Source organism: Chitinimonas sp., from assembly GCF_041904975.1.
Lineage (GTDB): Bacteria > Pseudomonadota > Gammaproteobacteria > Burkholderiales > Chitinimonadaceae > Chitinimonas.
Genome location: NZ_JAYRLZ010000099.1, coordinates 1 through 14568 on the forward strand (window position 1 = coordinate 1; position 14568 = coordinate 14568).

Annotated in this window: 12 protein-coding genes; 8 read left to right on the forward strand and 4 right to left on the reverse strand. The window is 64.4% G+C overall.

Annotation, left to right across the window (positions count from 1 at the left end; all coding sequences use genetic code 11):
* Window positions 1-1885: protein kinase (locus tag ACE3OH_RS11065; protein WP_374352112.1), on the reverse strand; the 1885-nt coding region annotated here is incomplete at its 3' end.
* A complete protein-coding gene (locus ACE3OH_RS11070; protein WP_374352115.1) occupies window positions 1882-2439 on the reverse strand; it encodes an ECF-type sigma factor in 558 nt (185 codons plus the stop codon). The genes ACE3OH_RS11065 and ACE3OH_RS11070, both read right to left, overlap by 4 nt.
* Window positions 2440-2725: 286 nt before the next feature.
* On the opposite strand from ACE3OH_RS11070, the gene ACE3OH_RS11075 reads away from it, so the two are divergent.
* Window positions 2726-6121, forward strand: coding sequence for a fibronectin type III domain-containing protein (locus ACE3OH_RS11075; protein ID WP_374352121.1), 3396 nt, complete (start codon window positions 2726-2728; stop codon window positions 6119-6121).
* Window positions 6122-6253: 132 nt separating this feature from the next.
* On the opposite strand, the gene ACE3OH_RS11080 is transcribed toward ACE3OH_RS11075, so the two are convergent.
* Window positions 6254-6850: a LysE family translocator gene (locus ACE3OH_RS11080; protein WP_374352124.1), complete on the reverse strand. Its 597-nt coding sequence runs from the start codon at window positions 6848-6850 to the stop codon at window positions 6254-6256.
* A gap of 282 nt (window positions 6851-7132) precedes the next feature.
* Between ACE3OH_RS11080 and ACE3OH_RS11085 the strand changes: the two genes are divergently transcribed.
* From ACE3OH_RS11085 to ACE3OH_RS11115, 7 genes are all read left to right on the forward strand, one after another.
* Entirely contained in the window at window positions 7133-8461 is a 1329-nt protein-coding gene (locus ACE3OH_RS11085; protein WP_374352127.1) for a PLP-dependent aminotransferase family protein, read from the forward strand.
* Between the two features lie 106 nt (window positions 8462-8567).
* Window positions 8568-9221, forward strand: a complete 654-nt coding sequence (gene ftsE, locus ACE3OH_RS11090; protein ID WP_374352130.1) for a cell division ATP-binding protein FtsE — start codon at window positions 8568-8570, stop codon at window positions 9219-9221.
* A 496-nt stretch (window positions 9222-9717) separates the two neighbouring features.
* Window positions 9718-10623, forward strand: a complete 906-nt coding sequence (gene ftsX / locus ACE3OH_RS11095) for a permease-like cell division protein FtsX (protein ID WP_374352133.1) — start codon at window positions 9718-9720, stop codon at window positions 10621-10623.
* A 13-nt stretch (window positions 10624-10636) separates the two neighbouring features.
* A complete protein-coding gene (locus ACE3OH_RS11100) occupies window positions 10637-11305 on the forward strand; it encodes an O-methyltransferase (RefSeq protein WP_374352138.1) in 669 nt (222 codons plus the stop codon).
* A gap of 59 nt (window positions 11306-11364) precedes the next feature.
* Window positions 11365-11691, forward strand: coding sequence for a cupin domain-containing protein (locus tag ACE3OH_RS11105; RefSeq protein ID WP_374352140.1), 327 nt, complete (start codon window positions 11365-11367; stop codon window positions 11689-11691).
* Between the two features lie 464 nt (window positions 11692-12155).
* Window positions 12156-12959: a pyrroline-5-carboxylate reductase gene (gene proC / locus ACE3OH_RS11110; RefSeq protein ID WP_374352142.1), complete on the forward strand. Its 804-nt coding sequence runs from the start codon at window positions 12156-12158 to the stop codon at window positions 12957-12959.
* Window positions 12960-12976: 17 nt separating this feature from the next.
* Window positions 12977-13834 carry an EamA family transporter gene (locus tag ACE3OH_RS11115; RefSeq protein WP_374352146.1) on the forward strand — a complete coding sequence of 286 codons (858 nt, stop codon included), beginning with the start codon at window positions 12977-12979 and terminating at the stop codon, window positions 13832-13834.
* 9 nt (window positions 13835-13843) lie between these two features.
* On the opposite strand, the gene ACE3OH_RS11120 is transcribed toward ACE3OH_RS11115, so the two are convergent.
* Window positions 13844-14497 carry a glutathione S-transferase family protein gene (locus ACE3OH_RS11120; RefSeq protein WP_374352149.1) on the reverse strand — a complete coding sequence of 218 codons (654 nt, stop codon included), beginning with the start codon at window positions 14495-14497 and terminating at the stop codon, window positions 13844-13846.
* Window positions 14498-14568 lie beyond the last annotated feature (71 nt).

Sequence of the window (14568 nt, forward strand, 5' to 3'; positions counted from 1 at the left end):
GGGCGACATAGGCCGCCGCCATATCTGCATGGGCCGTATCACCATGCAGCTGCTGCAAGGCTTCGATGCGCGCGGTCAGCAAGGACAGCCCGGTTTCCAGCTGGCCCAGCTCCACATTGAGTTCGCCCAGCACGGCGAGCAAGGATTGCCGTGTATCCGGCTGCTCGGCAAAGCGCTCGTTCACCTTTTGGCTGCCGATGGATAGCAGCTCGCGCACTGTCGTGCGGCGCGCCCGCTCCGGGTCGGCCTGCTCGCGGGTATTGGCGCGGAAGATATCGATCAGATAGGCCTTTACGGCCTCCGCCCGGTCCGCCTCTCGCTCGGCCCTGGCGGTTTGCCGGGCGGCGAGCATCGATTGCTCGCGGGCGCGCTGCTCCTCGCGCAATGCGTGGCTCAGTTCACGTTCGGCCACGTGCCGGAAATGCGCTTCTGCCTCGGCGCGATCTTGCGCCAGTGCCGCCTGCTGGCGTGCAATTGCGGCCAGTTGATCAGCGCGCCGGCCTTGCTGCTCGGCGCGGCGCTGCTGCTGTAGGGCGAGCTCCCCCCTTTGCTCGGCCAGAACACGTTGCGCATCGGCCCGCGCCGTCTGGCGCACGATCAAGGCAATATTGAACAGCAGCGCCACGCTGGCCATGGCGGCCACCGCCGCGCCTATCCAGTGACGGCGCAGGAACTTGCCCAGGCGGTAAGCCAGATGGTCAGCCCTTGCCTGGATCGGCCGCATGGCCAGATGGCGGTCGATATCGTCGGCCAATGCCCGGGCGGAGGCATAGCGCTCGGCCGGCTGCTTTTTCAAGGCCGTGGCGACGATGGTTTCCAGATCACCATGCCATAGCCGGCGCAGGCGTTCGGGCGTGGTATCGCGAGCCGCGGCGATGCTGCGCTGTTCTTCTGGCGAGAAATCGGCCAGAAATGCGCTCGCCAGGCGCCGTGGCGGCTGCTCCAGAATGGCGCGCGCCAATAGCGCCTGCGAGCGTGCCGCGACGCCATAGGGGCGGCAACTGCTCAATAGCCGATACAGCAATACGCCAAGGGCATAGACATCGGTCGCCGTGGTCACCGCCGCGCCCGCGATCTGCTCCGGCGCGGCATATTCGGGCGTCATCACTGCGGCTGCAATATCGGTCTGCTCACTGTCGCCTTCCTGATCAGCCAGCAGCCTGGCAACGCCAAAGTCGAGCAGCTTGACCTGTCCATCGGCCTGTACCAGGACATTGGATGGTTTCAGATCGCGATGCACCACCAGATTATTGTGCGCATGCTGCACCGCATCGCAGATCTGCCGGAAGATGCGCAAGCGTTCCGCCAGGCCAAGACGCTTCGCGTCACAGTAGTCATCGACCCGCTTGCCCTGCACATATTCGAGTACCAGATAGCGCCGGCCGGCACCGGTCAGCCCCGCGTCGAGCAAGCGGGCAATATTGGGGTGCGCCAGCCGCGCAAGTATTTTGCCCTCGCGGGCAAAACGCTCGTTCGCCAGCGCGTCGTCCAGCGGCGCATCGCGCAGCAGCTTGATGGCAACCTGACCCCGGTAGAGGCCGTCTTCGCGACGCGCCAGCCACACCTGCCCCATGCCGCCACTGCCGAGCGGCGCCTCCAGGCACCACGGCCCGAGCCGCAATCCCGCCAGCATCGGCTCGGCAGCATCATCTGCCGGGATGGCCGACTGGATATCCGCCATCGCCGACTGATGCATGAAGCCGCCATGCTCCGCCTGCTGGTCGGCCTCCAGCATTGCCTTCACCGTGCGCCAGCATGACGGATCTGCCTGCTGCAGCCGGGCAAGATGAAGTGCACATTCATCCGGCGGCAAGGCGGCCAGCAGATCGAACTGCTCCAGCACCTTGCGCCAGACCGCGGTATCAGCCGAGCGCGATGTGTTCATGCGCCACCCTTGATCTGCGCCAGCAGGAAGGCGCGCGCCTTGCGCCACTCGCGCTGGACCGTTGCCACCGAAACATCGAGAACAGCCGCTGTCTCCGCCTCGGACAAGCCGGCGAAGTAGCGCATTTCCACCAGCTGCAGACAGCGTGCGTTGACGCGCCCCAGCGCATTCAGGGCATCGTCCAGCGCTTCGATCTTGCCATGCGAAATCAGGTCGGCGACGGCATCGGCATCCAGGGTTACCAGCAGCACGTCGCCACCGCGCTTTTGCGCCTGGCGCTCGCGCACATAGTCGATCAGCACCGAACGCATCACCGAAGATACATAGGCAAAGAACAGCTTGCGGTTGGCAAACCGACCGCGGCCATGCTGGCCGCTCAGCCGCAGGTAAGCCTCGTGCACCAGATGTGACGCATTTAGGGAAATGGTGCCGCAACGCGACAGATGGCTGCGCGCCAAGCGCGTCAGCTCGCGGTAGACCTGCTGGTACAGGGAATCGCGCGCACCAGGCTCGCCCGATTCGATCTTCTCCAGCAGCCCGGTTATATCGGGCATGGCCAATACATCCATAAACAACCCTCTCCTCGAAAAGCGGCTGCACCAGTGCAAGTTCCGGGCCATGCACCGCCCGGCTTTGCCAGCCACAGCCGCATTTGCCGGGCAAGGTGAATAGTTGACACGACGGGGTGATGGGATTCGGTCGCCGATTGCGTCTTTACCCGGTGAAGGCAGGAGCAAGGCAGGCCGCACGGCCCGCTTTGCTTGCCGACACGGCTGTTCCGCCAATCCGCCAAGGCCACCGGCCCGGGCGGTATTCACCCGAATATGGAGAAAGACCGACATGAAGACTTCACTCAAACGCCTGGTGGTCATGATGGCCATGCTGCCCCTGGGCCTTGCCCACGGGGCCGAGCTGGCATGCAGCAGCGGCGCAGCCCCCACCGACCATCCGCGCCTTTACGTCCGCAATGCCGACCTTGATCGCCTGCGCACCTGGGCCGTGCCCAGCAATCCCCTGTACGAGCAAGGCATAAAAACCCTGGCACAAAACGGCGTGCGCATGATGGATGGCGGCACCTTGCTGTCCAGCGATAACGGTGGCACCACCTATTCGCCGGTCTACACCGAAGCCTGGGCCCATCTGTTCGCCTTTATGTCGCTGGTGTCGCCCAACCCGGCCGAGCGCAGCGACTATGCCCAGCGTGCGCGTACCCTGCTGATGACCGTCATCAATGCCGTCGACAGCGGCAGCGGCAGCAAGTGGCGCTCCGACAGCTTTGCCAGCAGCGACCGTGGCCGTTGGGTAGGACACACCCTGCCGCTTGCCGCCGACTGGATCTACCCCTGCCTGACACCGGATGATCGCGCAGCCGTACGCCGGGTATTTCTCAAATGGGCACAGAACAATGTCGATGGCTACCCGTCGCTGCTCTACTACCACAGCCGTCCCGGTACGGTCCCGGCTGGCGATGCGGCCTTGAATAACCCGGTCCTGCTCGACCTGGCCGACCCCAAGCGGCGCATGCTGCGCTATGGCATGAACAACTACTTCATGGCCCATGGTCGCAACCTGGCCATGTATGCGCTGGCCATCGACCCGTCTGACGACGTAGCCGACCCGCGCGTGGCGGCAGACAGCAATGGCAAGCTGCGCAGCTATCTGAAAACTGCGCTGCAAAAGTACTACTACGTGACCGACCACGCACTGCGCAACGACGGCCAGGGTGGCGTCAGCGCCGAGGGCATGGAGTATTACCACTCGCTGTCGTTTTCGCTGCAGATGCTGCTGGCGGTCTACACCGCCGGCGAGCTGGACCCGGCCAAATGGGGCCCGCAACTGGACCTGAACAATCACCCGTTCTGGGGCAAGGTAGCGGAAGGCTATATCCATGCCATGCCGGCCCGCAAAATCAATTCCGAGCATGGCTCGGTGTACCAGCCCTCCTGGTTCGGCGATGGCGAGCATCTGTATGAGCAGGACCAGATCGACATCTTCGGCGCCATGGGCGTGCTCAATGGCTATCTGGGCAAGAGCAGCGAAGTACAGAAAATCCGCTGGATCGAATCGGTCATTCCTCCCGGTGGCGAAACACGGCTGGTCAATCGTGCGCGATTTGACGAGAACATCAACGGTTCGATCATGAATTTCCTGTTGTTCGACCCTGCCATGGCCGGCAACCCGGCCAACGGGCCGGCGATCGATCCGCGGCCCGGTATGGCGACCAGCTTTTTTTCGCCCGGTCTCGGGCGGCTCAATGCACGCACCGGCTGGGATAACGACGCGCGCCAGCTCGATTACAAACTGTCCTACATCACCATCGATCACCAGCATGGCGATGGCAATATGTTCGACTTCTACCGCAAGGGGGAATGGCTGACCAAGGAGCGCACCGGCTATGGTGCAACGGCCGCCTCGTCCGATTACAAGAACACCCTGACCTTGCAGAACGACCCTGCCGGCAGCAGCCTCGGTTCCATCCAGGACATCTACGCGGCGCGCGGCTCGCAGTTTGCCCTGGGCGCCTCGGCCGGCTCTCCCACACTGGTGTCGCGCAGCGCCGGCACCGGCTATGTGCAGCTCACGGGCGATGCCACCAACCTCTATAACCTGACCCGCGAATACGGCAGCGCCCTTTCCGGCATCGAACACGCCAGCCGCAGTCTGGTATGGCTGCAGCCGGACCATATCGTCGTCTACGATCGCGCCCGTTCCACCCAGGCCAATCGTGCCAAGGCCTGGTGGCTGAATATGCCCGGCGTACCTACCATCAGTGGCAACAGCTTCAGCGCCACCACGCCGGGCGGCCAGAAGCTGGCGGTACGCAGCCTGCTGCCAGCCGGCGCCGAGCCGCGCTGGGTCAATAGCGACCCGACGCTGGAAAGCTGGGCCATGGCCACCATGGACCCGATGGGCGGCGGCAGCAGTACCGGCCAGAACCGCATCATGGTGGCGGCACCGGGTGCACCACGCGAGGCCGCCTTCCTGCATGTGATCCAGGGCGCCGATGCCGGCGCCACCATCGACAATGCCACCCTGGTGAGCAGCAACAGCGGTAGCGCGCTGGAAGGCGCAGCCGTCGGCAGCAATCTGGTGTTGTTCACCAAGCGCCTGGACCAGCCGTTTACCGGTAGCAGCTATATCGCACCAGCCGGTGCACGCACCCACTACATCGTCGGGCTCACGCCGAATACCAGCTACCGCTACAGCGTCAGCAATGTCGCCAGCGGGCGCCAGATCGATCTTGGTGGCAGCAACGGCAGCAGTGCGACCACCGATAGCGGCGGCGTACTGGTACTGGCGCTCGACGATGCGCCGGCGGCCACCCTGCCCGGCGCCCCGCTCAATGTCAGCGCCGTGGCCGGTGTACAAAGCGCTAATGTCAGCTTCAGCGCCCCGGCTGGCAATGGATCGGCGGCCATCAGCGGCTATACCGTGGTTTCCAGTCCGGCCGGCGGGGTAGACAGCAATGCCGGCAGCAGCAGCCTCAACCATCTGCTTACCGGCCTGACCGCCGGCACGCCCTACACCTTTACCGTAGTCGCCAGCAATGCCAGCGGAAGCGGCCCGGCATCGGCGCCATCGGCACCGGTCACGCCGCTCGCCGCTCCGAAAACCGCGCAAACCATCAGCTTCGCCGATCCGGGCAATCAGCAGGTCGGCGCGACGATTACCCTGGCTGCCAGTGCCAGCTCGCAACTGCCAGTCAGCCTGAGCAGCACCACGCCGACCGTTTGCAGCCTCAATGGCAATATCGCCACCATGCTGGCTGTCGGAACCTGTTCGCTGCTTGCCGAACAGGCCGGCAATACCCAGTTTGCTGCAGCACCGAGAGTGGTTCGCGATCTGCTGGTATCGGCAGCGCCCGGCTCCAACACGCAGGGCAGTGTCCAGCTCAGCGCAGTGGCCAGCGGCCCGGTGGGCGCCCGCACACTGACCGCCACGGTGATCAGTGCGAACGAAGACCGGGGCAAGGCCAAGAATCTGTATGTAATGGCCTATATCCCGACCTTCAATCTGCTGTTCTTCCTGTCCAACCGGGGCTGGCAACAATGGACCGAGGGCGGCATGCCTGCCTTGCGCCAGACCAGCGCCGACCGGGTCGACTTCAATGTTTTCGGCAGCGCACTGGACCTGAGCAGCTTCAACGGCACCCAGATCTATCTGGGCTTTGCACCCGATGCGGTTGATCTGCTGCTGCACAAGAAATACAGCCTGGTGTACCAGGAAGCGCACTAAGCTGACACCCGGCCCCTCGTCCTTCCGGGCCAGGATATGCGAGGGGCGGCGATCGGCAGGCCGGGCATGGCCTGCCGATCGCTTGTCGTCCATTCTCTCGCTGGGCCGGTTCCTCGGCATTGCGTCAACGACTCAGCCCAACAGTACCGGATACAGCGAGGCCAGCAGCAAGGCGGCCATCAGCCAGTTGAAGCGACGGCGCCGCACCGGGTCGGACAGCAGCTTGCGCAGGCGGTTGCCAAGCAAGGCCCAGCAGCTGACACAGGGCAGGTTGATGGCTGCAAACACCAGGGTTGCCAGCAGGATCGCCATCCAGCCGGCGCCGGCCGGAACATAGGCACTGAATGCACCAAGCGCCATGATCCAGCACTTCGGGTTCACCCACTGGAAAAGCGCCGCATCGCGCCAGCGCATCGGCCGCGCTTGCCCGGAAACCTCGCCCACCGCGCCTGCACCGGCTATTTGCCAGGCAAGATAGATCAGGTAGGCCATGCTGCCCCAGTGCAAGAGCGACTGCAGCCAGTGCCAGCGCACGAACAGGCTGCCCAGGCCCATGCCCACGGCAAACAGCAGCAAGGCAAAGCCGGTACTGATGCCGAGGATATGCGGCACGGTACGTTTCCAGCCAAAGTTGACCCCTGATGCCAGCAGCATCAGATTGTTCGGGCCTGGTGTAATCGAGCTGACGCCGGCAAACAGTGCCAAGCTCAGCAGTGTTGTTGCTTCCATATCCGCCCCCTCCCCGGGAGCCTTGCGCAAGATGCATCGCCACTACCCAGGCAAGCACAGCGCCCAGCCTTCCGCGCTGCCCGCCTGGAACCGCGCCAGCTGGCGTCGCGCCGCACATGCGCAACGCTGGGTGAACATCCAGCCACCTCGCCTGCTGACCGCAGTCAGCCTATCCGCGACATTTGATACAATCAAAAAAGTGTTCTAGATACACTAGCCGACAATGGCGCTGCAGCGAGCCCTCGATCCGGCAGCGCCCACCATGTTGATTGACTGCGAACCATGCCGATCGCCCGCTACAAATCCATCGTTGACCAGTTTCGCCTGGCGATCGAGCAGGGCCGGCTGACGCCCGGCACCCGGCTACCGCCGATCCGGGCGCTGATGCGTCAACACGGCATTGCCCTGGCGACCGCCTCGCGTGTTTATGCCGAACTGGAGGGCTGCGGCCTGGTCAGTCGCGAATGCGGCAGGGGGACTTTCGTTCGTGACCGTAGCCAGAGGGGCGGCGAAGGGCTGGTTCATCAGCCGCATTCATCGCAGATGATCGACATGACGGCATTCAGCGCGCCGGTGATCGATGGCTGCGACAACCTGCTGCGCGATAGCCTGCGCGCCATGGCGATGGGGGGCGATATCGGCGCACTGCTGCATGCCACGCCGCATGGTGGCCGCATGCAGGAGCGCACCATATTGGCCGCGCTGCTGCAGCAACGCGGCCTCGACGCCACGGCCCGGCAATTGCTGATCGTCAGTGGTGCCCAGCACGGCCTGTCCATTGCGCTGGCAAGCCTGTGCAAACCCGGCGACGTGATCGCCGTCGACAGCCTGAGCTATCCCGGCCTGTTGGCACTGGCGCGGTCCTGCCGCCTTGATATCGCGGCCCTGCCCCAGGTGGCCGGCCATACCGACCTCGACCATCTGGCCGAGCTCTGCCGGCGGCGCCCGGTGCGCGCGGTATACACCATGCCCACCCTGCACAACCCGCTCGGTTCGGTGATGCCAGCGGCCGACCGCCAGCGCCTGGCCACGCTGGCGCAACGCCACGACTTCGCCATCATCGAGGATGCGGCCTACGCCTTTCTGGCCGACTCAGCGCCGGCCCCGCTGTTCTGCCATGCCCCGGAACACACCATCTATGTGAGCAGCCTGTCAAAAAGCGTCGCATCCGGCCTGCGGACAGGGATGCTGATCGCGCCAACACGCTGGCTGGATGCGCTCGGCAATGCCATTCGCCTCAGCACCTCCAGCACACCCTTGCTGACTGTGCATCTGGCCTGCCGCTGGATAGAAGACGGCACGGTGGCCCGCATGGAAACGGCCGAGCGGCGCGATGCACGACTACGCCAGGACCGGGTGCAGCAGCATCTGGGCCATCTTGGCGTATTGGCCCATCCGACCTCCTACTTTGCCTGGCTGCCGCTAGCCGAAGGGCTCAGGGCCGATCTGGTCGCGGCCCAGCTGGCCCGTGAAGGTATCCTGGTACTGACCGCCGAACCCTTTACCGCCGGCCCGCTCGTTCCGCATGCCTTGCGCTTGGCACTGGGCGGCATTGCCTTACCGGCGCTCGATGCGGCCCTGGCCAGGATCGCCCTCGCCGCCGCCCTGTAAGATCGCCCCGCGGGCGCTGCATGACAGGGCCATTCGCGAATCGGCCACACGGTGTTAAAGTGCGCGCTCAATTTTTGATCACGCAAACCACCCCGCCCCCGATCAAATGATCCAATTCAATCAAGTCAGCAAACGCTTTCCCGGTGGCTTCGAGGCGCTGAAGAATCTGAGTTTTCAGATCGAAGCGGGCGAGTTGGTGTTTCTGGCCGGTCACTCCGGTGCCGGCAAATCCACCCTGCTCAAGCTGATCGCCGGTATCGACAAGCCCTCCAGCGGCTCGGTGGTGGTCAATGGCCAGAATCTCGCCGCGATACGCCGTGGCGCCCTGCCCTTTGTGCGCCGCCATATCGGCCTGATCTTCCAGGATCACAAGATCCTGTTCGACCGCACCGTATTCGACAATGTGATGCTGCCGCTCGATATCGTCGGTTACGACCGGCACGAGGCGGCGCGGCGGGCGCGCGCGGCGCTGGACAAGGTGGGCCTGCTCGGGCGCGAGAAGATGAACCCGATCTCGCTTTCGGGCGGAGAGCAGCAGCGCCTGTGCATTGCCCGCGCCGTGGTACACCGCCCGGCCATCCTGCTGGCTGACGAGCCCACCGGCAATCTCGACCGTGCCTATGCGCTGGATATCATGGAGCTGTTCAAGAGCTTTCATCAGGTCGGGGTCACCATTGTCATCTCGGCCCACGACGAGACGCTGATGGCCGACTATGGCCGCCGCATCCTGCGCCTGAACAAGGGGCAGTTCACGCAATGATGTTATTGGCATTGCAGAACAATGACGCGCAGGTCCTGCGCCCGGCACAGCCGGGCGTTCGCCAGCTAAGATGGCTGAAGCGGCGTTCGCTGAATGGCTCCACTCCCCCCGCCCTCACCCGGCCACCTCTCCCGAGTACAAGCGCCGCCGCGAGGGAGCCCTTCGGGTTGATTTTTTTGGCAGCGCAGAACAATGACGCGCAGGCCCTGCACCCGGCAAAGCCGGGTGTTAACCAGCTGCGATGGCCCAGATGGTGCTCGCTGATTCATTCCACTCCCCCCGCCCTCACCCGGCTCCCCCTCCCGAGTACAGGCGCCGCCGCGAGGGGGCCATTCGGGTTGATTTTTTTGGCATCGCAGAACAATGACACGCAGAGCCAGCGCCCGGCACAGCCGGGTGTTAGCGGGCTGCGATGGCTGAAGCGGCGCTCGCCGATTGACTTCACGTCTGAAATTACCCCGGCGCCATTGAATGGCGCCCTTCTTCTAGGTGGCCTATGAAGCACTGGTTTCGCCTGCATCGTCTGGCACTGGCATCCACCCTGCGTCTGTTTCTGGCCAATCCGCTGGCTTCCCTGCTCAATCTGCTGGTAGTCGGCATTGCCGTGGCGCTGCCGCTGGGTCTGTATACCGTGGTGGCCAATCTGCAGCAGCTGGCCGGGCGTCTGCCCACCGAGCCGCAGGCCAGTGTGTTTTTGACGCCATCGGCCAATGCCGCCGATCTGGCGCGGGTACAGGCGCTGGTCAAGGCCGATAGCCATGTGCTGGCGGTGCGCCATATCAGCCGCGATACCGCGCTCAAGGAGCTGGAACAATCGAGCGGCATGAGCGAATTGCTGGCGGGCCTGGGCAGCAACCCCTTGCCCGATACACTGTCGCTTACCCTGAGAGAAGGCGATACCGCGGGCCTCGAGGCACTGGCCACCCGCTTGAAGGCCGATGCGGCAGTAGATCAGGTTCAGCTCGATTCAGACTGGGCAAGGCGCCTCGCCAGCATCATCCAGGTCGGGCGCGAAGCCAGTAATACCGTGGCCGCCCTGTTCGGCGCCGGGTTGTTGCTGGTAACGGTCAATCTGATCCGCATGCAGATCCTCACCCGGCGCGACGAGATCGAGGTCAGCAAGCTGATCGGTGCAACTGACCCGTTCATCCGCCGCCCCTTTCTGTATTTTGCCCTGTTGCAGGGCCTGCTCGGCGGCCTGGTCGGCCTGGCGGTGGTCGCCCTGTCGCTGGATCGCCTCAACGGCCCGATCGCCCAGCTGGCCAAGCTGTATGGCGAGCACTTTGCCCTCAAGCTGCCCGAGCCGGTGGCGCTGGCGGTGGCACTGGCCATCGTCCTGCTGCTGAGCCTGCTCGGTGCCGCATTGTCGGTGCGCCGCCATCTGCGCGCACTGGACACCTGAACTGGAGACCCGAATGAACCAGGCCAACTGGACTGCCGTTGACGACTATTTCTGCCAGCTACTCGTGCCAGAAGACGAAGCGCTGCGCGCTGCGGTGCGCGACAGCGATGCCGCCAGCCTGCCGGCGCACCAGGTCGCGCCCAATCAGGGCAAATTGCTGCAGCTGCTGGCGCAGATCTGTGGCGCCCGGCGCATTCTGGAGATCGGCACGCTGGGCGGCTATAGCACCATCTGGATGGCACGCGCGCTGCCCGCCGATGGCCAGCTGGTCAGCCTGGAATTCAACCCGCAGTATGCCGAAGTGGCCCGGCGCAATATCGACCGCGCCGGCCTGAGCGACAAGGTGGACATCCGCATCGGCCGCGCCGGCGACTTGCTGCCGCTACTGGCCAGCGAAGGCGGTGCACCCTTCGATCTGATCTTTATCGACGCCGACAAGCCGAACAACCCGCTCTATCTCGACTGGGCACTGAAGCTGGCCCGCCCCGGCACCCTGATCATTGGCGACAATGTAGTGCGCAATGGCGCAGTGGTCGACCCGGCCAGCGATGATGCCAATGTGCAAGGCGTACGGCGCTTCAGTGAGCTGATGGCTGCCAACCCGCGCCTCTCCGCCACCGCCTTGCAAACCGTCGGCAGCAAGGGTTGGGATGGATTCTCGCTGGCGCGGGTGATGGCATAAGCCCCAGGCTGAGCCGGGCCAGAGCATCGCTTGAAATTCCGTCGTAATCAGGATCATTCATGGAAAAATTCGAAAAGATCGATCTACGCAGCCTGGCACTGGCGCAAGCCGTCGACACCGACTACCCGCTGGCCGACTTGTCCAAGGCCAGCCTGCTGCTTCTGAACCAGCGCCCGCAGCACTACCCGAAAGAGCAGCATGCGGTGGCCGAGCGTATTGTGGTCATCGAAGGCAGCATTTCCATCGTCTGCGAGGACGGCCGACAGCTTGACGCACTGGCCGGTGAAATGATCGTGATTCCGGCAGGCCTGGCGCATGCATACGGCGAGCAATCCAATGGTGCGGTGCTGGTGGTGTTTGGCGCCAGCAGCGCTGGCGACCTGTGAAATCGCCAAGCAACTGCCGCCCCTTCGCCACGGAGCCGCGGTGAAGGGATAGCTCGATCGAGGGTGATTGGTCCGGCAACCCCCTCTCCCCAGCCCTCCCCGTCAAGGGGGAGGGGCGCTAAGCGCAAGTGAAGGCCGCTAAAAGCCATATGGTCTTGCCCACGGCCTGACTTTGCGACAGGCTGGCACCCGAACCGAATTGCGTAATCCTTCATCACCACGCTGCAAGCCCATCACCGCCCGCGCCCAAGGTACGGTAGCGCTACCGCCACACGGGTGCCCGGCCGGCTTTCCAGTCACCCGGCAGCCCCGCAGCGACGCTTGTACTCGAGGGGCGTGGCAGAGGGTGGGTTAAACCAGTGAAGGGCCGATTGGCCATACACCGCAGTTCAAGCCCCGGGTTTCCCGGGGCCGGCAATGTGAGCGGCTTGCCCGCCAGGCCCATTACTTTTTGAGGAAACACCATGCGTATCACTTTTATCGGCGGCGGCAATATGGCCGGTGCCATTCTGGCCGGCCTGCATGCCCGCTATGGCAACGAGATGCAGCTGCATGTCGTGGATCGCAATGCCGACAAGGGCGAGCGTTTCGCCCGTGACTATGGCGCCAGCCATAGCCTGGCCCTTACCGACAGCGATCTGGATGCCGATGTGCTGGTATTGGCCGTGAAGCCGCAGCAACTCAAGGAGCTGGCCGCGCAGATCGCGCCGCAGCTGCGCGAACAGCTGGTGATTTCGGTTGCGGCTGGCGTGCGTACCAGCAAGCTGGCCAGCTGGCTGGGCGGCTACCAGAAGCTGGTCTGGGTGATGCCGAATACACCGGCCCAGGTCGGCGCCGGCGTATCGGGCCTGTATGCAACCGCCGCTGTAAGCGCCAGTGAACGCGACACGGCGGCGCGCCTGTTCGAGGCGGTCGGCCAGGTGGTGTGGCTGGATGATGAGGACCGCATGGACAACCTCACCGCCATCTCCGGTTGCGGCCCGGCCTATGTGTTCCTGATGGTGGAAGCCCTGACGGCAGCGGCGCAGGCGCAGGGCTTTGATGCGGCCAGCGCGCGCAGCATGGCCGAAGGCACCTTCTTTGGCGCGGTCAAGCTGCTGCAGCAATCAGGCGAGGACGCCGCCACCCTGCGCGCCAAGGTCACCTCCAAAAAGGGCGTCACCGAGCAGGGCATACTCAGCATGCAGGCCGATGATCTGGCCGGCGTGATCGCGCGCGGCGTCGAAAAAGCACGCCTGCGCTCGATCGAGCTGGGTGAGCTGCTCTGAGCCGCAACGCTTGGCTGTTGGCGGCCTCGCTGTTCGCCACCTGGTTTATCTGGGGCTCGACCTATCTGGCGATCAAGCTGACCTTGCCCAGCCTGCCACCGATGCTGGGCGGCGCCATCCGCTACCTGCTGGCCGGCCTGCTGATGCTCTCGCTGGCGCGCTGGCGGCGTGAGCCTTGGCCGGCCTGGCGTGAAACCCGCCATGCGGCGGTAGCCGGCGGCCTGGCCCTGGCCATCGGCAATGGTGCGGTTTGCCTTGGTGCGCAGCGCGCACCAAGTGGTCTGGTGGCGCTGATTCTGGCTGCGACACCGCTATTCTCGGTGCTGATCAACCAACTGCTCGGCCTGAAAGCCCGGCCGATCGAATGGCTGGGTGTGCTGCTGGGCTTGGCCGGTGTCGGGCTGATCCAGCAAGGCGCTAGCGGCTTTCACGACATGCTGGGCCTGGCCATTGTGCTCGGTGGCGCCCTGGCCTGGGCAGTCAGCGCGGTGATCCTGCCACGCCTGAGCATGCCGACGCCCTTGCATGCGCTGGCGATACAGATGCTCGGTGGCGGCCTGTTCAGCCTGCTGGTATCGGGCGCGCTGGGCGAATCCTGGCGGGCCATGCCGGATCGCACGGCCATGCTGGCCCTGCTGTATCTGGTATTCGCCGGCTCGCTGGCGGGCTACAGCGGCTATTTATGGCTGCTCAAACACAGCCGGCCGGCGCTGGCCACCAGCTTCTTCTGCGTGAATCCGCTGGTGGCGCTGGGCCTCGGTGCGCTATGGGGTGGTGAAGCGATCAGCCGCGATATGCTGGGCGGCATTGCCCTGGTGATTGCGGCGGTAGCCTTGGTTCTGTATGGGAGCCGGCCTGAGGCCAAGGCCGGCTGACCGGGCAGTCTATTCGTCTGCCAGCTCCGACTGCGGCAATACCCAGGGCTCGGCGGCCCCCGCCTCATACCATTCACGCATCGCAGGCAGCGCCAGCAGATGGTCAACCCAGGCCTGAGCGCGGCTAGGCAATGGAATGCCATAGGTATGACAGCGCGTGGCGACCGGCGCATACATGGCATCGAGCACGGTGAATGGCCCCATCAGGAACGGACCACTGGTGGCGAAACGCGCCCGCAAGCTCTCGGCCAGTGCAGCAAAGCGGGCAACATCGCGCTCCACCTCAGCCGTGCGGCTACGCCGGATCTGCCGCCGCACATTCATCGGGCAATGCTGGCGCAGGGCGCCAAAGCCGGCGTGCATCTCGGCAGCCAAGGAGCGCGCCTCGGCGCGCAGAACTGGGTCGGCCGGCCACAACTGCTTCTCCGGAAATCTTTCGGCCAGGTATTCGCAAATGGCAATCGACTCCCACACGCTGACGCTGCCATCGACCAAGGCCGGCACCTTGCCAGTGGGCGCATAGTGCAAGGCCAGGTTGGCACTGTCGGGCTCGTACAGGGGTATCAGCAACTCCTCGAAGGCAATGCCAGCCTGTTTGAGTAAAAGCCAAGGACGCAGCGACCACGAGGAATACGCCTTGTTGCCGATGACCAGTTTGAGCATGAACAATTCTCCGGTTTGCAATTCAAGTGAGGCTAGGCTCTGTTGACGTTTTGTCGACGGTCGCGCTGGGT